The 22,221-nt window shown below is 64.5% G+C and carries 16 protein-coding genes; 12 read left to right on the forward strand and 4 right to left on the reverse strand.

Annotation, left to right across the window (positions count from 1 at the left end):
* Nucleotides 1–321 precede the first annotated feature (321 nt).
* The 4 genes from E6P07_RS06755 to E6P07_RS06770 are packed head-to-tail and all read left to right on the forward strand — an operon-like array spanning nt 322 to nt 4,287.
* Nucleotides 322–1,425: a polyamine ABC transporter substrate-binding protein gene (locus E6P07_RS06755; protein ID WP_153974903.1), complete on the forward strand. Its 1,104-nt coding sequence runs from the start codon at nt 322–324 to the stop codon at nt 1,423–1,425.
* Between the two features lie 15 nt (nt 1,426–1,440).
* Nucleotides 1,441–2,577, forward strand: coding sequence for an ABC transporter ATP-binding protein (locus tag E6P07_RS06760; RefSeq protein WP_153974904.1), 1,137 nt, complete (start codon nt 1,441–1,443; stop codon nt 2,575–2,577).
* 10 nt (nt 2,578–2,587) lie between these two features.
* Nucleotides 2,588–3,499, forward strand: a complete 912-nt coding sequence (locus E6P07_RS06765; protein ID WP_153974905.1) for an ABC transporter permease subunit — start codon at nt 2,588–2,590, stop codon at nt 3,497–3,499.
* Nucleotides 3,496–4,287 carry an ABC transporter permease subunit gene (locus E6P07_RS06770; protein ID WP_153974906.1) on the forward strand — a complete coding sequence of 264 codons (792 nt, stop codon included), beginning with the start codon at nt 3,496–3,498 and terminating at the stop codon, nt 4,285–4,287. Before E6P07_RS06765 ends, E6P07_RS06770 begins: the two co-directional genes overlap by 4 nt.
* Before the next feature lie 19 nt (nt 4,288–4,306).
* Here E6P07_RS06770 and E6P07_RS06775 read toward each other — a convergent pair whose 3' ends face one another.
* The 3 genes from E6P07_RS06775 to lptF form a co-directional block, all read right to left on the reverse strand.
* Entirely contained in the window at nt 4,307–5,554 is a 1,248-nt protein-coding gene (locus tag E6P07_RS06775) for an O-succinylhomoserine sulfhydrylase (protein ID WP_246172966.1), read from the reverse strand.
* The gene (gene purF / locus E6P07_RS06780; protein ID WP_153974908.1) at nt 5,532–7,046 is read right to left on the reverse strand and encodes an amidophosphoribosyltransferase; all 1,515 of its coding nucleotides are present in this window, start codon (nt 7,044–7,046) and stop codon (nt 5,532–5,534) included. The genes E6P07_RS06775 and purF overlap by 23 nt, the downstream gene beginning before the upstream one ends.
* Before the next feature lie 85 nt (nt 7,047–7,131).
* Entirely contained in the window at nt 7,132–8,256 is a 1,125-nt protein-coding gene (lptF, locus tag E6P07_RS06785) for an LPS export ABC transporter permease LptF (RefSeq protein WP_153974909.1), read from the reverse strand.
* Between the two features lie 278 nt (nt 8,257–8,534).
* Between lptF and E6P07_RS06790 the strand changes: the two genes are divergently transcribed.
* Nucleotides 8,535–8,909, forward strand: coding sequence for an EF-hand domain-containing protein (locus E6P07_RS06790; RefSeq protein WP_153974910.1), 375 nt, complete (start codon nt 8,535–8,537; stop codon nt 8,907–8,909).
* A 31-nt stretch (nt 8,910–8,940) separates the two neighbouring features.
* Here E6P07_RS06790 and E6P07_RS06795 read toward each other — a convergent pair whose 3' ends face one another.
* Entirely contained in the window at nt 8,941–9,603 is a 663-nt protein-coding gene (locus tag E6P07_RS06795; protein ID WP_246172771.1) for an alpha/beta hydrolase family protein, read from the reverse strand.
* Nucleotides 9,604–10,130: 527 nt separating this feature from the next.
* Here E6P07_RS06795 and E6P07_RS06800 point away from each other — a divergent pair.
* The 7 genes from E6P07_RS06800 to E6P07_RS06830 all read left to right on the forward strand — a co-directional run bounded on the left by E6P07_RS06800 (nt 10,131) and on the right by E6P07_RS06830 (nt 22,182).
* A complete protein-coding gene (locus E6P07_RS06800) occupies nt 10,131–11,042 on the forward strand; it encodes an alpha/beta fold hydrolase (RefSeq protein WP_153974912.1) in 912 nt (303 codons plus the stop codon).
* Nucleotides 11,043–11,194: 152 nt separating this feature from the next.
* On the forward strand, nt 11,195–12,577 hold the full coding sequence (locus E6P07_RS06805) for an isochorismate synthase (RefSeq protein ID WP_153974913.1): 1,383 nt from the start codon (nt 11,195–11,197) through the stop codon (nt 12,575–12,577).
* Nucleotides 12,574–14,319: a 2-succinyl-5-enolpyruvyl-6-hydroxy-3-cyclohexene-1-carboxylic-acid synthase gene (gene menD / locus E6P07_RS06810; protein WP_153974914.1), complete on the forward strand. Its 1,746-nt coding sequence runs from the start codon at nt 12,574–12,576 to the stop codon at nt 14,317–14,319. Before E6P07_RS06805 ends, menD begins: the two co-directional genes overlap by 4 nt.
* 105 nt (nt 14,320–14,424) lie before the next feature.
* Nucleotides 14,425–15,285: a 1,4-dihydroxy-2-naphthoyl-CoA synthase gene (gene menB / locus E6P07_RS06815; protein WP_153974915.1), complete on the forward strand. Its 861-nt coding sequence runs from the start codon at nt 14,425–14,427 to the stop codon at nt 15,283–15,285.
* Nucleotides 15,286–15,290: 5 nt separating this feature from the next.
* On the forward strand, nt 15,291–16,211 hold the full coding sequence (menA, locus tag E6P07_RS06820; protein WP_153974916.1) for a 1,4-dihydroxy-2-naphthoate octaprenyltransferase: 921 nt from the start codon (nt 15,291–15,293) through the stop codon (nt 16,209–16,211).
* On the forward strand, nt 16,208–17,272 hold the full coding sequence (menC, locus tag E6P07_RS06825) for an o-succinylbenzoate synthase (RefSeq protein WP_153974917.1): 1,065 nt from the start codon (nt 16,208–16,210) through the stop codon (nt 17,270–17,272). Before menA ends, menC begins: the two co-directional genes overlap by 4 nt.
* A gap of 281 nt (nt 17,273–17,553) precedes the next feature.
* The gene (locus E6P07_RS06830) at nt 17,554–22,182 is read left to right on the forward strand and encodes a PAS domain S-box protein (protein WP_246172774.1); all 4,629 of its coding nucleotides are present in this window, start codon (nt 17,554–17,556) and stop codon (nt 22,180–22,182) included.
* The last annotated feature ends 39 nt before the right edge of the window (nt 22,183–22,221 follow it).

Genomic DNA, 22,221 nt, shown 5'->3' on the forward strand with positions numbered 1-22,221 from the left:
ATATGGGCCGTCTATCCAAGTGTGGCTCGTCGATGCGAGCCGGTCCTGCACTGAACCCAGTATGACAGTTGGATAATTCGAGTGGAAGAGCGGTGCATCAGGTGAGAACAGGGGCCGAACCCGGTCGCGCGCTCGGAGAGTGAAGGCACGACTCAGACGTCAACGAGCGAGTGTCCGCCCGCATGGAGCAACGGTTCGGTGTCACGAATTCGCCATACCGTTCGCTCGCGCCATGCGTTAGCATTGCGGCCTGTTCGGGCATCCACGCCAAGGTATGCCTAAACCCGTGATCGAACGCTGATCGCCCAGAGGAGTACTCCAGTGCCTGGTCAAACCCAGATCCCGCGTCTGCTGCTGTCTTTGTCTTTGCTCGTCTTCGGTGCTGCCGCCCTGGCCGAGGAGCGCGTCCATGTCTATAACTGGAACGACTATTTCGCCGCGGATACCCTCTCTGGCTTCCAGGCGCACACCGGCATCCGCCCGGTGCTCGATCTCTACGACTCCAATGAGGTCTTGGAGGCCAAGCTGCTGGCTGGCGCGAGCGGCTATGATCTGGTGTTCCCGACCGCACACCCCTTCGCGGCGCGTCACGTCAAGGCCGGCATCTACCGCCCGCTCGACAAATCCAAGCTCCCCGGACTCGACCAGATCGACCCGGCCATCATGGCCGAGTTGGCCAAGATCGATCCGGGCAACGCCCACCTGGTGCCCTATCTGTGGGGGACGACCGCGCTCGGGCTCAACCCCGACCAGGTCCGCGCCGCCCTCGGCGCCGAGGCGCCGCTCGACACCTGGGCGCTGATCTTCGATCCGGAGAAGGCGTCCAGGCTCGCTGGCTGCGGCATCAGCCTGCTCGACGATCCAACCGAGGTGTTCGCCGCGGCGCTGGTCTATCTCGGCAAGGACCCCAACAGCCAGGCGTCCGCGGATCTCGAGGCCGCCGCCGAGCTGATCAAGGCCGTGCGTCCATACATCCGCTACTTCCATTCGTCGCAGTACATCAGTGACCTGGCCAATGGCGCCCTGTGTCTGGCCCATGGCTACTCGGGTGACGTGCTCCAGGCACGCGAGCGCGCTGCGGAGGCCGGCAAGGGGGTGACGGTCGTCTATCGCATCCCGCGCGAGGGCGCCGTGCTCTGGACCGATGTCATGGCCATCCCCAAGGATGCCCCCAACCCCGAGGGGGCCCAGGCCCTGATCGCCTATCTGCTTCGACCCGAGGTGATTGCCCAGGTCTCGGATCACGTGTATTACGCCAACCCCAATCTAGCGGCCACCCCCCTCATCGAGGCCGAACTGCGCGACGATCCGGGCATCTATCCGCCACCTGAGGTGCGTGCCCGGCTGTTTACGCCCAATGAACGCACTGAGCGCGAGGTCCGCACCCTCAATCGGCTGTGGACGCGCCTGAAGTCCGGCCAATGAGCGAGTGAAGCCCTCGTGCCCACCCCGACCGATCGCCACTCCTTGGAACCCTGGCAGGATCCCAAGGCCGCGCCCTATGTGCGCATCGAGCGCGTCACCAAGAAGTTCGGCGACATCTATGCCGTCGACGACGTCAGCCTGAACATCTTCCAGGGCGAGTTCTTCTCGCTCCTGGGCAGCTCGGGCTGTGGCAAATCGACCCTGCTGCGGCTGTTGGCCGGGCTGGAATATCCCACTTCCGGGCGGATCCATATCGACGGCGTCGATGTCACCGACGTGCCGCCCTACTCGCGCCCGGTGAACATGATGTTCCAGTCTTATGCCCTCTTTCCACACATGACGGTGGAACAGAACATCGAGTTCGGGCTCAAACAGGATCGGCTGCCGCGGCGCGAGCGCGCCGAGCGTGTCGATGAGATGCTCGAGCTGCTGCGGATCCGGGAGCTGCGCAAACGACGCCCCGATCAGCTCTCGGGTGGCCAGCGCCAGCGCGTGGCCTTGGCGCGCAGTCTGGCCAAGCACCCCAAGCTCTTGCTGCTCGACGAGCCGCTCGGCGCGCTCGACAAACGGCTGCGCGAGAACACCCAGTTCGAGCTGGTCAACCTCCAGGAACGACTCGGGATTACCTTTATCACCGTCACCCACGACCAAGAGGAGGCCATGACCATGTCGAGCCGCATCGCGGTCATGGAGGCCGGGCGGATCATGCAGATCGATACCCCGACTGCGATCTATGAATTCCCCAACAGCCGCTTCGTGGCCGAGTTCATCGGTTCGGTCAATCTGTTCGAGGGCAAGATCATCGAGATCCAGGGCGACGAGGTCCTGATCGAGGCCCAGTTCGGGGGGCTGATGCGGATGCGTAGCCTCCAACCCCATCCGATCGGCACCCCGGTCATGGTGGCGATCCGGCCCGAGAAGCTGCGTCTGTGTCAGATCCAGGGCGATGAGGGCGTCAACCGGCTCAAGGGTGTGGTCGAGGACATCGCCTATCTCGGCGATGTATCGGTCTATCGCCTCCGCACCGCCAGCGGCACCCTGGTCGAGATGACCCTGACCAACATCCAGCCGCGCACCGAGCAGGCCCTGACCTGGGAACAGGAGGTCTGGGTCGAGTGGTCGCCGACCAGCGGCGTGGTCCTGACCGACTGAGCGCGCAGACATGTCATCTCCACGACTGAGCGACGACCACCGTCTAGGGCGACTGATCAACATCGGCCTACCCTATTTGTGGCTGGGTCTGTTTTTCCTCCTGCCCTTCGCCATCGTGCTGCGCATCAGCCTGGCCGAATCCCAGCTCGCCCAGCCGCCCTATACCGCGCTCTGGGAGTGGGTCGAGTCGGGTGTGCTCCAGATCCGGCTCAACCTGGCCAACTTCCAGTTGATCGGTCAGGATCCGATGTATCTGGCGGCCCTGCTCAACTCGCTCTGGGTCGCCCTGGTCGGCACGCTCGGCTGTCTGCTGCTCGGCTACCCCATGGCCTATGCCATCGCCACGGCACCCGAGTCACGGCGCATCCCGCTTTTGATGCTCATCATCCTGCCGTTTTGGACCTCATTTCTGATCCGGGTCTATGCCTGGATCGAGCTTTTGAACGCCAACGGGCTGCTTAACGGCCTTTTGCTCTGGCTCGGGGTCATCGATGAACCGCTCCGGATCCTGCATACCCAAACGGCGGTCTATATCGGCGTGATCTATTCCTATCTGCCATTCATGATCCTGCCGCTCTATGCCAACCTGACCCGGCTCGACCCGACCCTCCTGGAGGCGGCGGCGGATCTTGGCTGCCGGCCGTGGTGCGCCTTTATCCGCATCACCCTGCCGCTGTCATTTCCAGGTATCGTCGCCGGGAGCATGCTGGTGTTCATCCCGGTGGTCGGGGAGTTCGTGATCCCGGACCTGCTCGGCAGCCCGGGCAGCCTGATGGTCGGCAAGCTGATGTGGACCGAGTTCTTTGCCAATAAGGACTGGCCGCTGGCCTCGGCCCTGGCGATCGTGTTGCTCGGGGTGCTGGTGGTGCCCTTCGTGCTCATGCAGCGTCTGCAACGAGACGATGAGGCCGAACAGGTATGAGAAGACGTCACTGGCCATTGCTGAGCGTGCTCGCCTTCGGCTATGCCTTCCTCTATGTGCCGATCCTGCTGCTCATCCTCTATTCGTTCAATGAATCGCGATTGGTGACGGTCTGGTCGGGCTTCTCGCTCAAGTGGTATGGCGAGCTCATCCACAACCGCCAGCTGCTCGAGGCGGCCTGGCTGAGCGTGCGCATCGCTGCCGTCAACGCCAGCATCGCCCTGGTGCTGGGCACGCTCGCGGCCAACGCCCTGGTCCGTTACGGGCGCTTTCGCGGACGCACCGGGCTGGAGCTGTTACTGACCGCGCCGCTGGTGATGCCAGACGTCATCATCGGTCTGTCGCTGCTGCTTCTGTTCGTTGCGCTGCAACAGACCATCGGCTGGCCGGACGGACGGGGCTTTAGCACCATCACCATCGCCCATGTCACCTTCAGCCTGGCCTATGTCGCGGTGGTGGTGCGCTCGCGTCTGTCCCGGATGGATCGCTCGCTGGAGGAGGCGGCGATGGACCTGGGCGCACGCCCATTGACGGTCTATCTGCGCATCACCTTGCCCTTGATCGCCCCGGCGCTGCTCTCGGGGTGGCTTCTGGCCTTTACGCTCTCGCTCGACGACCTGGTCATCGCCAGCTTCGTCGCGGGGCCAGGCGCGACCACACTGCCGATGCTGATCTATTCGAGCGTACGCATGGGCGTCTCGCCCCAGATCAACGCGCTTGCGACCCTGGTGGTCGCCCTGGTCACGCTGGCCGTGCTGATCGCCGGGGTCTCGCTAAGGCGACGCTAGTGCATGGTCCATAGACCGACTAGGCGCCGACATCCTGATTCAAGCCGTTCAGCCCGCGCGCCAGATCGGCCCGGATGTCAGACGGATCTTCCAGCCCCACGGCTACCCGGATCAGACCCTCGCCGATCCCGGCCTCGGCACGCTGCTCGGGCGTGAGGCGACCGTGCGTGGTGGTCGCCGGATGGGTGATGGTGGTCTTGACGTCGCCCAGATTGGCCGTGATCGACAGCATCCGGGTGGCATCGATCACCCGCCAGGCCGCCGCACGCCCACCCTGCACCTCGAAGGCGAGGATCGCCCCGCCGGCGCGCTGTTGCGTCCCGACCAAGGCGTGCTGTGGATGATCCACCAGCCCCGGATAATGGACACGCGCGACCGCCGGCTGCTGCTGCAACCACTCGGCCAGCCCCGCCGCGGCACGCGACTGGGCGAGCATCCTTAGCTCCAGCGTCTCCAATCCCTTGAGAAAGACCCAGGCATTGAAGGGGCTCAGGGTCGGTCCCGTGGTCCGCAGCACGCCGTAGACCTCCTCGCCGACCCGCTTGCGATCGCCCACCACGGCCCCGCCGACACAGCGCCCCTGACCATCGAGATACTTGGTCGCCGAATGCACCACCAGGTCGGCCCCAAGCTCGAGCGGGCGTTGCAGGGCGGGAGTACAGAAACAGTTGTCGACCACCAACAGCGCCCCATGCCGGTGCGCGATCTCGGCCAGGGCGCGCAGATCGACCATCTCGGTGAGCGGATTGGATGGGGTCTCGCAGAAAAGAAGCCGAATGCGCCGCGCCTGATCGCGCCCGAGCCCCGCCTCCCAGGCCGCAAGATCGCTCAAGGGTACATAATCGGTCTGGATGCCGAAGCGCGTCAGATACTTGTCGAACAGCATGGTGGTGCTACCGAACAAACTGCGCGCGGCCAGGATCCGATCCCCGGTCTTCAGCAATCCCAGACAGATGGCCAGGATCGCCGCCATGCCCGAAGCTGTGGCGACACAGGACTCACCCCCCTCCAGGGCCGCCAAACGCTCCTCGAAGGCGCGCACCGTGGGATTGGTGAAGCGCGAATAGATATTTCCGACCTGCTCGCCTGAGAAGCGCGCCGCCGCCTCGGCGGCGCTGGCGAAGACGAAGCTGGAGGTGGCAAAGATCGGCTCGCTGTGCTCGCCCTCGTCCGTGCGTCTGTGCCCGACACGGATGGCGCGCGTGGCGAATCCGGACGCGCCATCCCAGTCATCCGGCGGCGGATCAGTTGGAGTTGTAGAGGTCAAGGATGCCCTCGCTTTCGGCCAGGCACTGTTCCTTGGCGACATCGTTGCGGCGATCCTCGAGCGCCTGGAGATACTCGGGTGTCACATCGCCCGTCACATACTGGCCATCGAAGACCGAGGTATCGAAACGATCGACGTGTGATTTACCCTTTTTGCGCACGGCGTCGATCAGATCATCCAGATCTTGAAAGATGAGCTTGTCGGTCCCGAGTTCGTGTCCGATCTCTTCTTCGGTGCGACCATGGGCGATCAGCTCGCTGGCCGAAGGCATGTCGATGCCATAGACGTTGGGGAAGCGCACCGGCGGCGCGGCCGAGGCGAAATAGACGCGATTGGCGCCGGCATCGCGTGCCATCTGGATGATCTGGCGCGAGGTGGTGCCGCGCACGATCGAGTCGTCGACGAGGAGCACGTTCTTCTTGCGGAACTCCAGATCGATGGCGTTGAGCTTCTGGCGCACCGAGCGTTTGCGTACCTTCTGGCCCGGCATGATGAAGGTCCGTCCGATATAGCGGTTCTTGATGAAGCCCTCGGCATAGTGCACGCCGAGCTGATTGGCCAGCTGCAGCGCGGCGGTGCGGCTCGTGTCCGGGATCGGGATCACCACGTCGATGTCATGAGCGGACCACTCGCGCTTGATCTTGGCCGCGAGCTTCTTGCCCATGCGTGAGCGCGCCTTGTGCACCGAGATATTGTCGATGATGGAATCGGGGCGGGCGAAATAGACGAACTCGAAGATACAGGGTGAGAGCACCGGATTCGGGGCACATTGGTGGGTATAGAGATGGCCATCGCAGGTGATCAGCACGGTTTCACCCGGTGCGACATCGGCGATCAGCTCGAAGCCGCCCGTGTCGAGCGCCACGCTCTCAGAGGCGATCATGTACTCGCGGCCCTCGGACGTCTCGCGCCAGCCATAGACCAGCGGGCGGATGCCGTAGGGATCTCGGAAGCCAAAGACGCCGAAACCTGGGATCATGGCCACGGCCGCGTAGCCACCGCGACAGCGCCGGTGCACCCCGGCGACGGCGCGGAAGATGTCCTGCTCATCGATGCGCAGTCGGCCCTGGATCTGTAACTCGTGGGCAAGGATGTTGAGCAGGACCTCGGAGTCTGACTCTGTGTTCAGATGACGCAGATCCTCGACGATCAGATCGTGCTTGAGCTCATCGGTATTGGTCAGATTGCCGTTGTGGGCGAGCACGATGCCGTAGGGTGAGTTGACATAGAAGGGCTGCGCCTCGGCCGAGCTAGAGGCGCCGGCCGTCGGATAACGCACATGCCCAACGCCCATGTTGCCGCGCAGTCGGATCATATGTTTGTTCTGGAACACATCGCGCGCCAGCCCATTGTCCTTGCGCAGATGGAGCCGATTACCCTCGCAGGTGACGATCCCGGCGGCGTCCTGGCCGCGATGTTGCAGGACGAGTAGGGCATCATAGAGTGATTGGTTGACCGGAGCCTGGCCAACGATCCCGACGATTCCACACATGAATGGCAGCCTCGACCGCACCCTTGGGGTGATCTGGTGCGGGTGATTGGAGACCGCGGAGATTAAACGAAGCCTGCCGAGGCTATCAAGACGGCTCGACGCGCCCGAAGCGATCGCCGCGCAGACGCCAACTCAACCGTCTGAACCAAAAGTGTTCGGGCAATAGCATCAGATGTACGAACACTAAAAGCGCGGGTTGGTACCAGAGACTGCCAAGCCAAGCGGGCGTGACACCGGATGCCATCCAGCCCTCAGCGAGGCGCTGCAGATTAAAGAAACTAAAATAGGCCAACAGCGCCAGCAGCAGGCGCCCGAGGGCGCGTTGACGTGGTGAGGGATCGACCAGTGGAATGGCTAGCAACGTCAGGGTCAGGATGGAGCAGGGCGCGGCGAGCCTGTGTTCGAGTTCCACGCGATCGGCTGGATCGCCGGAACGCATCAGGTCCGGCGTTGGAATGGTGGCACGCTTGCCAGAGGCGCGTTGAGCCGGTCCATCGCCGGCGAGGTGCAGTTCGTACCTATCGAAGTTGCCGATCAAATAGTCACCAAAGCCGGCCTGACCATCGAAACGATGGCCCTTGTCCAGGATCACGACATGATCTCCTGTCCCCTCCTCGACGCGATGCTGACCTGACTCACTCACCACCAGGCGCGTCCTTTCGCCGCTTCGATCGAGCACAAAGACATCGCCGAGCGACCTGTTCCGGTCGATCTCGCCGATATAGACCACCACCTTGCCGCGTTGCTCGACGTAAAAGCGTCCCGCCTGGAGTCCGGCGATCTGGGCCGCCTGCCCCCTCTGCTGAATCCGGATCTCTTGGATGTTGGCGGCGGCGCGCGGCTTGAGCTCGAGTGCGCTCCAGGCGGTGACGAGCATCACCGGCACGGCCAGGAACAGAAAGGTGCGATAGAGCCGTGGTGACCCAACGCCGCAGGCCTGCATGGCGATCAGCTCGCTGTCGCGCGCGAAACGCGTCAGTGTCAAGAGGATCGATAGAAACAAGGCCGGTGGCAGCAAGCTGGAGAGATCGCGCTGGAGCTGGAGCCCTAGATACCGAAAGACGATGTCCACCCCCAGGCCACCGAGGTTCACCTCCTCCAGGGTGCGCAGGAACATCAGGCTGGTGAAGATCAGAATCAACACCAGCACGATGGCCAAAAAGACCTTGACAGTCTCGCGCAGCAGATAGCGGTCGAGTCGTCCGAGCATATCACCTCGTGTCGCAAATTGATGGCTGACCCTAAGCGCACAAGTCTAAGCCAAGGTTTGAGCGCGCCTGTTGGCACAGACAGATGTAGGCCCATCGCATGCGTTTTTCGGTGATCCGCCAACGATGAGGATCGGGCAACGGCGATCGAGGGCCGCCATGAATCTTCCCTCTCCCTCACTGGATTCCATGATTGGTGCACACTGGCCCAGTGCGTTTGATCGATAATGGCATCGGGTTCAATGGACGCTGGGCGTCGGCCCAAACCCTGGAGGTTTCTATGAACAATCGATCTAATCTCGTTCGTTGGCTGGGTGCCTTCACGCTTGGACTCTGTCTCGTCCCGCTCGCCGAGGCGCAACCACCGAGCAGTGGTGGGGGACCAGGTGGCGGCATGGGACGCGGTATGGGCTGGCAGGCCCCCCCATTCAGCGCGTTCGATCTGGACGGCAATGGCGTCCTGACCGAAGCGGAGTTCTACCAGGCCCGCGCGCAACGCATCGCCGAACGTTCGCAACAGGGCTATGCCATGCGTGGTCTGGCCAATGCGCCTGAGTTCAGCGCGATCGACCGCAACGGCGACGGTCAGGTCGATGCGTCCGAGTTTGCCTCGGTTCAGGCCCGGCATCCGCAGCAGCGGTTTCAGACGCCTTGAGCGCTGACCGCACCGCTCGGCCGGTGCAGGCTCACTCGGCCATCAAGGCGCGGATCGCCGTCACCGAGCGCGCGAGGATCGCGGCACGCCGCTGTCTCTCGCCCGCTCGATCCGACTCGCAGAGCGCCCGACAGAGCCAGTCGGTCGGGGACTCGAAGTCGCAATGACTGGCCCCAACGATGCGTTCGACGCGCGCCCGGCGCGCCGCCGCCAGTGTAGCCAGGCCATTGTTGTCGGCGTTGCAGGGCGCCGGCTCACCGAACAGCCCGATCACCGGACGGTCAAACTCCCGCACCATGAGACGCCCCAGGTCCTGCGCATCGACCAGATCCAGCGTCAGCACGCCGAGCGTGCGCGGATCGTTGCGCGCGGCCACCAGTGCCGCCAGCCCGCCGGCCGAGAAACCAGCATAGACCAGACGCCGCGCCTCCAGCCGATTGGCAACCGCAATCAGATCAAAGCCATTGCGGGCATGGTTGCCGCGCCAGGGCCTGGTATTGCAGAAATCGACCGTCACCACCGAGATCCCGGTCTCGGCCAGGGCGCGCGCCAAGCCACTGAGTCGTGTCTTGTCGCGCAGAAAGCCGTGCGCCAGGACCACCAGATCGCCTGGCTTGGCTGAATCTGGGCGATACCAGGCATAGTCCAGGGCGCAACCGGTCGCCGACTGGACGCGGCCCCATTCGATTCGCACGTCCGACGCCTGTCGCTGACTCGGTCGCGACGCGACAGCAGGCCTGGGGGCCTCGGGCATGACGCCACCGAAACATCCGACTAGGGCCAGACAAGCGAACCAGACCGCTGTAAACTTCGATTGACAAGGCATTGTCCAAATTATTTGACAGTGCGCACAACTGTTTCGCCTCTTCCAGCCAGACGCGGCGGTGAATCCGGATGGTTTGACCTCGGATGTCACTCAACGCGCACGATCTTGCGATTCATAGACCCTCCGCAAGGAAACCCGCGACTTGAGTCGCGGGAGGAATGGCGGGCGCGCGAAGTGCGCCATGTGGTGTATAATGCACCGCAAGCGTGGTCTCCGGGCGCACGCCGACTGCAACGCCAGTCGAAACCTGGCCCGGATTGGCAGCGGAGCCCCGCTGCCAAGGGCGGCTGTAAACACGCCCAATGTTGGGGATGCGGTCAACCATGTTTGCTGCGTCTTACAATAAAGCCTTCGACTTCAGTCGAGGGTTGTTTACGATCAAAGGTATTGAGCCGATGGACTCCGCGATCAACCCTCCAGACCAGCACGCCAAACGCGGACGGCCCCTGCCGGCCGCCATCGCCGCCCAGCGTCACGACCTCCAGACAGATGCCGGCGGACGTGTCCATTACTATGCCGACACCAGCGCCGCTGGGCGTCCACTGGTGCTGATCCACAGCATCAACGCCGCACCCAGCGCGATGGAGATGAAGCCGCTCTTTGAACATTTCCGCGCCAACCGTCCGGTCTATGCGCTCGATCTGCCCGGTTTCGGACACTCAGAGCGCGCCAAGCGCCGCTATTCACCCGAACTTTTCGCCAAAACCATCGGCGAGTTCCTGGCCGAGGTGGTCCGGGATCCGTCCGACCTGATCGCCTACTCGCTCGGCTGTGAGTTCGCCGCCATGACAGCCATAGAGACACCGGAACGCATCCGCTCGCTGGTGTTTTTGTCGCCGACCGGTTTCAACACCCGCGGACTGCCGACTGGTGCGGCCGCCGAGCGTGCCCATCGCATCCTGAGTCTTCCCGGACTCAGCGATGGCCTCTATGCCCTGCTGACCACCCGACCCAGCATCCAGTATTTCTACAATCAGGTCTTCGCCGGCTCGACCCCGCCCGAACTGATCGACTATGCCTATGCCACCACGCATCAGCCAGGGGCCAAGATCGCACCGCTCTATTTCCTCTCGGGGCAGCTCTTTACGCCGCGCGCTTGTGATCGTCTCTACCCCCGCGTGACCCAGCCGACGCTGGTCATCTATGATGAGGATCCCAATATCGATTTTCGGGAGCTACCGGATTTCCTCGCCCGCCAGCCGCACTGGCGTGCTGAGCGTCTCACGCCTACCCATGGGATGCCGCAGTGGGAAAAGCCCGCCGAGACCATTGCCGCCATCGAGCGGTTCTGGGATTCGCTTGGCTAGGAGCCAAAACGGTTCGTCGATTTATCATCAGCTGAGCTTTGATTTAGAACGGCGCACCAGGCATTCAGTTTTGACCCTGGATGTGCGGGAACCCCTTGGATATCCGCGCGTCCTAGGGGTGGTCATTCCATTCCCTCGTCACGACTCGATTCATGCTGCAATCGCTCCAAGTCCTCGATCAGCTCAAGGCTCGACTGCGCGAAACCCTTGCCCTGCTGCCGCTCGCCGAGGGTCGCGGCCCGGTCTCGCTGATCCTTGGACTGCCGCATCCGCCGTCCGGCGCACCCGATCTCGACGGACCGCGCTTTTATTTTGCGCACAGCCATCGCGGCGACCTACGCGCGGGTTATGGCATCGCCGGCGAGTGGCAGGCGCAGGGGCCCGAGCGCCTGAGCAAGCTGCGGCACGTCGCCCTGGGACTAAGCGACGCCTGGGTACACTGCGATCCGGACGAGACCGGTTTCAGCGGATTTGCGATGCTTGGCTTCGCGGCCACGCCCGAGACACAGACCAGAAACGCTGATCTGCCCAATGCGCTCCTGTGGCTGCCGGAGTTGGCGCTGATCGTCCGGGGTGGTCAATCGGCGCTGGTACTGACGACGCTCTGTCCAGCCCCGGGCGATGACCTGCGAGCGCGCTGGGAGTCCTGGCTCGACCGTCTGGTGCCCCTGCTCGGGCGTCCAGCGCTCGATCCGCTCACACCGGCGCATCTCGACGCTTTGGGCAGCACGCCGGATCGCGACGACTGGCGCACCCTGGTCCTGAACGCCCTCGACGAGATCCAAAGGAAACGGCTGGAAAAGGTCGTCGTCTGCCGTCGGCAGCGGCTCCAGGGTCATCGACGTTTCGATCTGGATCGGCTCAATGCGGCGCTGAGCTATCTGTTCCCGTCTTGTCAGGTGATCAACATCCGGCGCCATGCCGCCAGCTTAGTCGCTGCCACGCCCGAGCGGCTCTTTACCCAGCGCCGCGATCAGGTCGAGGCCGACGCCATCGCCGGGACCGCCCGGCGCGCCGAGGACACTGAACGCGACGCCGAGATCGCGCTCGCCTTCCAGAGCTGCGAGAAGAATCGCCGCGAGCACCGGGTGGTGGTCGAGGCGGTTCGCGAGGCGCTCGACCAGTGTTGCCGGCATCTGGATGCACCCGAGGGGCCGAGCATCCTGCGTCTCAACAACGCCCAACACCTCTGGACCCGTCTGCACGGCGAGCTCAAGCCAGGGGTCGATGCCTTTGAGCTGGCCGAGCGTCTGCACCCGACGCCCGCGACCAATGGCCAACCGCGCCGCGCCGCACACGACTGGCTCGATGTCAACGAACCGCTCGAGCGCGGCTGGTATACAGGTGCCGCAGGGCTCATCGAGCCAGACCTGACCGGCGAGCTCTGGGTGCTGCTGCGCTGCGCCCTGATCCTCGACCGGCGCGCCGATCTCTACGCCGGTGCCGGGATCGTCGCCGGATCGGATCCGGACGACGAATGGCAGGAGACCGAACAGAAGATGGCCGCCATGTCGATGGCACTCCAATTCGCATGAGAGAGGACCCAGGCTGTGTCAATCTGCGCTGGGCGCTGGCGCTGTTCGATGGATTGGTCGCAGGCGGGATGCGTCATCTGGTGCTCTCCCCCGGATCGCGGTCCACACCCCTCGTGCTCGCGGCCCAGCGTCAAACGCTGCTGACCCTAACCCCGATCCTCGATGAACGCAGTGCGGCCTTTTTCGCCCTGGGGGTGGCACGTGCGTCCGGGCGTCCGGTCGGTCTGGTCTGCACCTCGGGGAGCGCACTCGCCCATTGGTTCCCAGCGGTCATCGAGGCCTCAGCGTCGGCCATCCCACTGATCTTGCTCTCGGCCGACCGTCCGCCTGAGCTGCGCGGCTGGGGCGCGAACCAGACCATCGACCAGATGCGCCTGTTCGGGGTCCATGTGCGTGCCTTCTACGATCCGGGTCTGCCCGAGACAACACCGGATGCCATCAAGTGGCTGCGGGCACTGGGGCGACGTGCTGCAGCCGAGAGCCTAGGAGACTGGCCGGGGCCCGTCCATCTGAACCTGCCGTTTCGCGAACCGCTGGTGCCGGGGCCGGATTGCCGGGCTGAAGCCGCACAGGTTCAAACAGCCGTTCAGTCTCAAGCCTCCAGCCACCGGCTTGGTCTTGCTGGGGGCTGGACGCCGGAGGCTGGTCGCTGGCCGCTGACAGCCAGCTTGACATCCCGATGTTCCGGACGCGGCCTGATCTGCTGTGGACCGGGTGACTGGACCCCAGCGGGCGCAGCCGCGCTGTGGCGGCTCGCCGCTCGGCTCGGCGTGCCTGTACTCTGCGACCCACTCTCGGGTCTGCGGTTTGGCCCGGCGTCGGACCCGCGCGTGACCCATTACGATAGCCTGCTGCGCCGACCAACGACGGCCACCGCGCTCAGGCCGGATTGGGTGCTGCGCTTCGGACGTGCGCCGGTCTCCAAAACGCTGCTCAACTGGCTGGCGGATGTCCCGACCATCCTGGTCGATCCCGGACACGGCTGGAGCGATCCGAACCACGACGTCTGGCTCAAGATCGATGCCGACCCCCAGGTCTTCTGCGCTTGGCTCGCCGATCTGGAATTCGGCGCGCCGGATCAGGATTGGCTTGCACACTGGATCCGGGCCGAGCGCCGTCTGGAAGGCTTGATCGCCGAGTATCTCGACCAGGCGCCCTGGTGCGAGGCCCATCTGATCCGCACACTCATCGCCCGGCTACCCGAGGGTGAAGGTTTGCTGTGCGCCAATTCGCTGCCGATCCGTCAGCTCGACACCTGGTCGGGCCAGCGCCGCCGGACGCTGCGGGTGTTCGGCAATCGCGGTGCCAGCGGGATCGACGGTCAGACCTCGACGCTCGCCGGGCTCAACGCCGGCGGCATCCCGACCACGGCCCTGCTCGGCGATCTCTCCTTCCTGCACGACCTGAGCGGTCTGCTGCAACTGCGCGGGCTCAGCCGACCCTGTCTCGTCATCAACAACGGCGGCGGACGCATCTTCGACGCCCTGCCCCAGCACGGACTGCCCGGATTCGAGGCCCTCTGGCGCACCCCGATCGCACTCGATCTGGGTGCGCTCGCCCGGACCTTCGGTCTGGTCCACCGGTTGGTCTCCGATGGGCCTGGGTTTGAGCAGGCACTCAGCGAGGCGCTCCAGGGGTCTGGCCCGGCTGGGGTGATCGAGGTCATGATCGACGCCGATCTGAGCCGGCGGATCCAAAGCGAGCTTTGGTCGGCGCTCGCCGCGCTGGACGAACTGGATTGAGGGTCAGCGAAGTTCACCCGGGCCCTCGTCACGGACCATTTGCGGCTACAATGATGCCCCCAGTTTCCATCGACAGCGAGGCACCCCAAGGTGGCGTCAGAGACCATGCAACCAACTGTCAATCGACCCGAGACCGACTCGCCTCCCATCCGCTGGGAGGCCCCCTCAGACGCCCGCTATCAGGACATCCTCTACCACCAGGCCGAGCACATCGCCAAGATCACCATCAACCGGCCTGAGGTCCGCAATGCCTTTCGCCCCCAGACGGTCCGCGAGCTGAGCGATGCCTTCCGCCGGGCACACCTGGACCCTGAGATCGGTGTCATCATCCTCACCGGCGCCGGCGAGCTCGCCTTCTGCTCGGGTGGCGATCAGCGTGTCCGCGGCCACGCGGGTTACAAAGACGAGCTCGGGATCGAACATCTGAATGTGCTCGACCTCCAGCGCCAGATCCGTAGCCTGCCCAAGCCGGTGGTGGCCATGGTGGCCGGCTATGCGATCGGCGGCGGTCATGTCCTGCATCTGGTGTGCGATCTGACCATCGCTGCCGACAATGCCCGCTTCGGCCAGACCGGCCCGCGTGTCGGCAGCTTCGATGCTGGATTCGGTGCCGGACTCATGGCGCGCACCCTGGGTCTGAAGAAGGCCAAGGAGATCTGGTTTCTGTGCCGTCAGTACGACGCTCAGGAGGCGCTCGCCATGGGTCTGGTCAATGCCGTCGTCCCGCTCGCCGAGCTGGAGGCAGTGACGGTCGACTGGTGCCGTCAGATGAATCGCCTGTCGCCGACGGCGCTGCGCGTCCTCAAATCGGCCTTCAATGCCGACACCGACGGTCTGGCCGGGATTCAGGAGCTGGCCGGCAATGCCACGGCGCTCTTTTACACCACCGAGGAGGCTCAGGAAGGACGCAACGCCTTTCTCGAAAGGCGCGCGCCCGATTTCAGCCGGTTCCGGCGGCGACCCTGAGCGAGATGACCGATCGCCCTCTCGCCCCGTCCGAGCCGGCGCCCCTGCCCCAGTGGAGACGCTGGCTCCTGGCCGCGCGCCCCAAGACCCTGCCGCTGACCCTGTCGCCCGTGATCGCGGGTCTGGCGCTGGCCGTCGCCGCGACCGGTACGCTCGCCGTCTGGACCGCGCTCGCCACACTGCTGGCGGCGGTATCGATCCAGATCGGCACCAACCTGTATAACGACGCCGCCGATTTCGAGCGCGGCGCCGACACCGTCGAACGGCTCGGTCCGCCACGCGCCACGGCGCAAGGCTGGCTGACCGCGCGTCAGGTCAAGAACGCCGCGCATGGCATGTTCGCGCTCGCCTTCGTGCTCGGGCTGGCGCTGCTGGCGCGCGGCGGCTGGCCGATCCTGGTGGTCGGGCTGGCATCCTTGGCGTCCGGCTACGCCTATACCGGCGGCCCGCGCCCGATCGCCTATGGCCCCTTCGGTGAGCTCTATGCCCTGCTCTTTTTCGGCGTAGCGGCCGTCGGCGGCACCTACTATCTGCAGACGCTGACGCTCGACGGCTCGACGCTGGTCGTGGGGGCGGCGCTCGGTTGTCTGGCCGCGGCCGTATTGCTGATCAACAACTATCGTGACCTCGAGACGGATATCACTGCCGGGCGGCGCTCGCTCTGCCGTCTGATCGGACGCAGGCGAGCCAGGGTGCTCTATGCACTGCTGCTGCTCGTGCCCATCCCGTTGCTCATGCTGTTCGATCCGTCGCACGTCTTCTGGCCCGTGCTGGCCGCCTTGCCGTCTGCCATCCACCTGATCCGGCGGCTGTGGCGCGGAACCCTGGGCTCGGCCCTCAACGAACTCTTGGCACAGACCGCCCAGTATCAGGCCCTGCTGGTCGGGTTGCTGATCCTGAGTCTGGTGCTGACCCGGATGGGGTGATCGAACGCGCTGGGTTTCGACCCTATGACCTGCCGCTTCGCCAGGGTTGGGCTAGCGCGCGCGGCGGGTTCACGCGGCGGCTGGGCTGGTTGGTCTGGGCCGAGTCAGAGGGTCTGACGGGCTACGGCGACTGTGCCCCGCTGCCGGCGGCGGGGACCGAGTCTCACGAAATCGCCGCATCGGCGCTCAAACGACTCATCTCGGCCCTGCCTGGACAGGAGATCGCCACCGCTTTGGCGGCACTGGATGTCGAATGCGCGGCGACCACCACCCCGGCTGCGCGCTTTGCCCTGGACTGTGCCCTCGCCGATCTCGCTAGCCGGCGTCAGGGCCTGAGTCTGCGCCGTTGGCTTGCGCCCGAGGCCGTCGATCGTCTTGCCGTCAATACCCTGCTCGGCGCGCTCGGCCAGCTCGACCGCGAGACCCTCGTCGCCGCCCAGGCGCAGGGATTCCGGGTGCTCAAGCTCAAGGTGGGGCTTAGGTCGCCGCCCGAGGACCTGGAGGCGCTGATGACACTGATGCCAGCCTTGAAGGCGCCCACCACGCTGCGTCTGGATGCCAATGGCGCCTGGAGCCTCGATCAGGCCCGCTGGTTCATCGAGTCTCTGGTCCACACCCAGGTGCCGATCGAGTCGATCGAGGAGCCCCTGGCCGAACCGACACCCAAACGGCTGGCCGAGCTGCAGGCCCTCGCCCCCTTCCCCCTGGCGCTGGACGAATCCCTACCGACACGCCTGGCGACGCTCGATCCCACGCAGCTCGGGGCACGACGTCTGGTGCTCAAGCCAGCGGCGCTCGGCGGTCTGAACCGCACCCTGGCGCTCGCACGTCGCGCCCAGGACGCGCAAATCGAAGTCGTGGTCACCAGCCTGGTCGAGAGCGCCGCCGGACTCTGGCCGACGGCGCAACTCGCTGGGGCCATCGCCACTCCGGTGGCCCATGGACTGGCCACCGCCGACTGGCTTGCCGCCGATCTAGGGGCGACACCCCGCCCCCGCGCCGGCTGGATCGAGCTGCCGGACCGACCTGGGTCGGGATTCGTCCCTACCGCCCCTTCATGACCCATGTCCCTGCTAAGGAAACGCTGAATAAATCGCGTGTCTCTCAATCGCGGCTGAAGCCGCTCCTACAAAATCAATTGGTTACGGAAGAAGGTTTTGCCACGAATGGAATAAATCGGCCTTTCCCTAAGGTGCCTAAGCGGCGGACACAGCGTCCGCAGGCCCAGGGATGGGGCGGTTCTGCCAATTAAGCTAGTGTTACAATCTAGAAATCCAAAGGCGCCGCTCGTCTGACCAGGCCACCTACCCTTGCCCTATTTTTAGAACTCAACGATCACATCATGCCCCTCCCCAGACTGCGTACCAGTGCGACGACCGAGGTGACGATGCTGCCAGTGACAGCCACGCTGGGGCTGGCTGCCAAGGCCATGCAGCGTTCTCAGAGTCGCAGCCTTGTGGTCGCCCTGCGAGAAGGTGGCTATCGCTTGCTACTCGCAAGCCAGCTCCTCGGCCTCTGGGTGCGCGGCCTCCCACTCGCGACGCCCTTGGATCGGATCGAACTCTCGGCAGCCAGGGTCTTGGATCCGGACGACTCGCTCCCGCAAGCGCTCGCTGCCCTACGCGAGTCGTCCGGCCCCTTGTGTCTGGTCGAGCGCGACGGTCGGCTCTTCGGTACCCTGGACCATCAAGATCTGCTACCCGGTCTTGTACTCGAGGGCTTGGACCGGGGTCAGATCCTCAGTGGCCTGGTCCAGGAGGATCAGGCCGTCGTCCTCGAGCAGGATCGAGACCTCCAGGGCTTGATCCAATCCTGTCTCGCCAAGGGATCCAAGGTCGCGATCCAACTCGAGCAGGGGCATCCGGTCGGACTCTTGGACCTCGATGACCTGATCGACCTGGTCGAAGAGGAGACTGGATTGGACGCACTGGACTGGAGTGGGCATCTGCAAGTCCCCCGGATCCTGCCCGCCGAGACCCGGATCACCGCCGCCGTCGCGCTTTGTCAACGCGAGCGGATTCGTCATCTGGTGGTGGTCGATGACCAGGGCCGTTTTCTCGGCGTGATTCACACCGACAGGCTCGTCGATATCTGCTACCGCACCTGGATCAGCCTGCTCGAACCCGAACAGGGCAGACCCCCACCCCCTGAGCCGATCCCCGAGGCCAAAGAGGATTCCAAGTTCCGCAGGCTATTCGAGATCTATCCGGATGCGACCCTGGTGATCGATGCCAGCGACGGCTCGACCCTGGAATTCAATCAACAGGCCTATAAACAACTGGGCTATACCCGGGAGGAGTTCGCCCGGCTCAAGATCCGTGACTATGAGGCCAAGGAGTCGCCCGAGGACGTGGCGGTCCATGTCCATCATATCCTGACCCGGGGTTGGGACGACTTTGAGACCCAGCATCGCTGCAAGGATGGGCGCATCATCGATGTCAATGTCAAGGTCGCGCGGTTCGATCTCGATGACCGGACGCTGATGGTGGCCGTGTTTCGCGACATCACCGAGCGCAATCAGCGCGACCGCCAAAGGCGTCAGATCGAGGAGCGGCTCAGGCTGGCGACCGAGGCGGCCAAACTCGGCGTGTGGGATTATGACCTGGAGCAGGATCAGCTGATCTGGGACGAACGGATGTTCGAGATCTATGGCGGCGACCCCGCTGAGTTCGGTGGGCGTTTTGCGGATTGGGAGGCGTTCGTCGTCCCCGAGGCCCTGCCTGAGCTCAAACGCGCCTTCACTGTCCTGATCGAGTCCGATCGCCCCTTCGAGGTCGAGTTTCCGATCCGGCGCCCCTGCGACGGGGCGGTGCGCATCCTGCGCGGCCTGGCGCGGGTGATGCGCGATGGTCAGGGGCGTGCACTGCGGGTGGTGGGGGTCAATGAGGACATCACCAGCGCCTATGAGCTCCAGCATGCCCTCCTCGACCGCGAGCAGCGTCTGCAACAGCTCGCCGAACAGAGCCGGACCGTGATCTGGGAGGTCGATGCCCAGGGCCTCTATACCGAGGTAAGCCCGGTGGCCGAGCGCGTCTGGGGCTATGCGCCCCAGGAGCTCGTCGGTCGCTATCACTTCTATGACCTCCACCCCGAGTCAGGGCGGGAGGCCTTCAAGGACGAGGTCTTCCAGGGCTTTGCCCAGCGACTGAGTTTTCAGGGGCACGTCAACCCTATCCAGTGCAAGGACGGACGGGTGATCTGGGTCTCGACCAATGCCATCCCGATCATCGATGACCAGGGGCTCCTGCTCGGTTATCGCGGCAGCGATGTCGATATCACCGAGGCCAAGCAGGCCAAGGACGCGCTCGAGGCCGAAACGGAGCGCTTCCGGGGGATCTTCGAGAAGACCGCCAGTGGTGTGGCGGTCTTCCGTCCGGTCGATGGGGGCGAGGACTTCGTCTTTCTCGACTACAACGCGGCCGGCGAACGCATGGATCACACCCCCCGCGAGACGGTGATCGGACGCCGGGTGACCGAGTGCTTCCCGGCCATCGTCGAGATGGGGCTCTTGGACGTCTTCAAGCGGGTCAACCGCAGCGGTCAGACCGAGATCCTGCCCTGTGCCCTCTATCAGGACGAACGCCTGCGGGTTTGGCGCGAGAATACGGTCTTCAAGCTCTCCTCCGGCGAGATCGTGGCCGTGTACAATGACCTGACCGCGATCAAACAGGCCCAGGAGGCGGCCGAGCGCGCCAATCAGGCCAAAAGCGAGTTTTTGGCCAACATGAGCCACGAGATCCGCACCCCCCTGAATGCGGTGATTGGGCTCAGCGAGCTCTTGCTCGATACCCCGCTCACGGCCAAGCAGCGCGATTATCTGTTCAAGATCCACGACTCGTCGCGTCTGCTGCTTGGGGTCATCAACGACATCCTGGACTACTCCAAGATCGAGGCCGGAAAACTCGAACTCTCCATCCAGCCCTTTTGTCTTGAGGACCTGCTCGATCAGTTGCGTACCCTCTTTGGCGACCTGGCGGACGCCAAGGGCCTCGAGCTCCTCTTCGATCTCGAGATCTCAGACCATGCCTGGGTCGAGGGCGATAGTCTCCGTCTCGGTCAGGTCTTGATCAATCTGCTCAGCAATGCCCTCAAGTTTACCGAGCGTGGGCAGGTGGTGCTTGCGATCCGCCAGCTCGGGTCCCCGCTCGACGATAGGGTACACCTGAGGTTCGAGGTGCGTGATACCGGGATCGGGATTTCACCCGAGCAGCGCGAGCGTCTGTTTCACCCCTTTTCGCAGGCCGACAGCTCGACCACGCGCCGCTATGGCGGCACCGGTCTGGGATTGACCATCAGCCAGCGGCTGCTGGAAAAGATGGGCGCGACCCTGGAGCTCGAATCCACCCCGGGCGTTGGCAGTCGGTTCTATTTCGATCTGACCCTGCCGCTGGCCGCCACTCAGGGCGATCACCGTCGTGCCCTACCCGACCCCGCTGAGTTTCAACTGGGTGGCCGGGTGTTGGTGGTGGATGACCAGACGAGCGCGCGCGCCATCCTGCGCCGGCTGTTGGAGGGACACGGCTTCGAGGTCGAGGAGGCCGACAGCGGTCGGGCCGCCATCCAGTCGGTCCAGGAGGCCGAGCAGTCCGGGCGCCCCTTTCGTTTCATCCTCATAGACTGGAAGATGCCAGGCGATCTCGACGGGCTCCAGACGCTCAGGGAGCTGCATGCTCTCCGCCGGCTCGGGGTCCTCAAGGGCGATCCGATCCCGGCCCTGATCGTCAGCGCCTACAGTCAGCCCCAGGTCACCGAGGAGTCCGGGCTCTATGCCGCCTTCCTGAGCAAACCTGTGACCGCCAGCCTGTTGTTTGAGGCGATGTACCGGGCCCTCTCCAGCAGGGGGGCTCAGGGTCGGGATCCAGACAGGCGGCGCATCCCCTGTTTGAGTCAGAAGACCCTGCTCCTGGTCGAGGACAATGCGCTCAATCGCGAGGTCGCGACGGCCATCCTGGCCAAGACCCAGATCAAGCTCGTATTCGCGCACAATGGCCAGGAGGCCGTCGAACGGGTCGAGCAGGTCCCAGTCGATCTGGTGCTCATGGACCTCCAGATGCCGGTCATGGATGGGTTCGAGGCGACCCGACGCATCCGCGCGCGCCACCCTCAATTGCCGATCATCGCCCTCTCGGCGGCGGTCCTGGAGGCGGATCGCGCGCGGGCGCTCCAGTCCGGCGCCAATGAGCATCTCGCCAAGCCGATCGAGGCCCAGGCCCTGTTTGCGCTGTTGGAGCGCTGGTTGCCCGCTGAGGGCGAGCAGGAGGGCCAGGGTCCCGTGCCCCCATCGGACCCTGATCCAGTACCCGCCTTGGACCCGGATGCCACGACCATCCTCGACTCGGCACGGGCGCTGCGGGCCTTTGATGGCGACCAAAGGCTCTACCGGCGTGCACTCGCGTCGTTTAAGGAGCAGCTCAACCGCGAGTTCGAGCCCCTGTTTGGTCCATTGGATCAGATCGAGCCGGCCCTGAAACAGCGTCTGCTGCATACACTCAAGGGCCTGGCCGCCACTGTGGGCGCCCAGGACCTGGCCGCGGCGGCGACCCGTCTCGAGACCAGCGTCCGGCGCGGCGAGCCGATCCCGGCGCTGGAACAGCACCGCTTCGCGCATGCCTTGCGCGCGGTTCGCGACCGGCTCGCCGTACCGGATCCGCCGGACGCGGTCCCGAACCGGGGCGATCTTCGTAGCGATCGGCCCGACACGCCCCAGTCGATCGCGCCGATCCTGAACGGGCTTTTAGACACCCTGGCGGCGAGCGAACTGGTCGAGGAATCGCTGTTGACCCGGGTCACGGACTTCATCCGGGCTCAGGCTGAGCCTGACACTGCCGAGGAGCTGCGACGACTCATCGATGCCTTTGAGTATGATCAGGCCGCGCTCGTGTTACGGGCGTTGATCGAACGAATTGGGATCGAACGCACTGAGGCGCCCCGTGTTGGACAAGCCGTAAGCCAAGGCGTTGATCGTCGATGATCGTCCGAGTGGCGCTAGAACGCGCCTGCCTACGCCCTT

The sequence above is a fragment of the Thermochromatium tepidum ATCC 43061 genome, from assembly GCF_009664085.1.
Classification (GTDB): domain Bacteria; phylum Pseudomonadota; class Gammaproteobacteria; order Chromatiales; family Chromatiaceae; genus Thermochromatium; species Thermochromatium tepidum.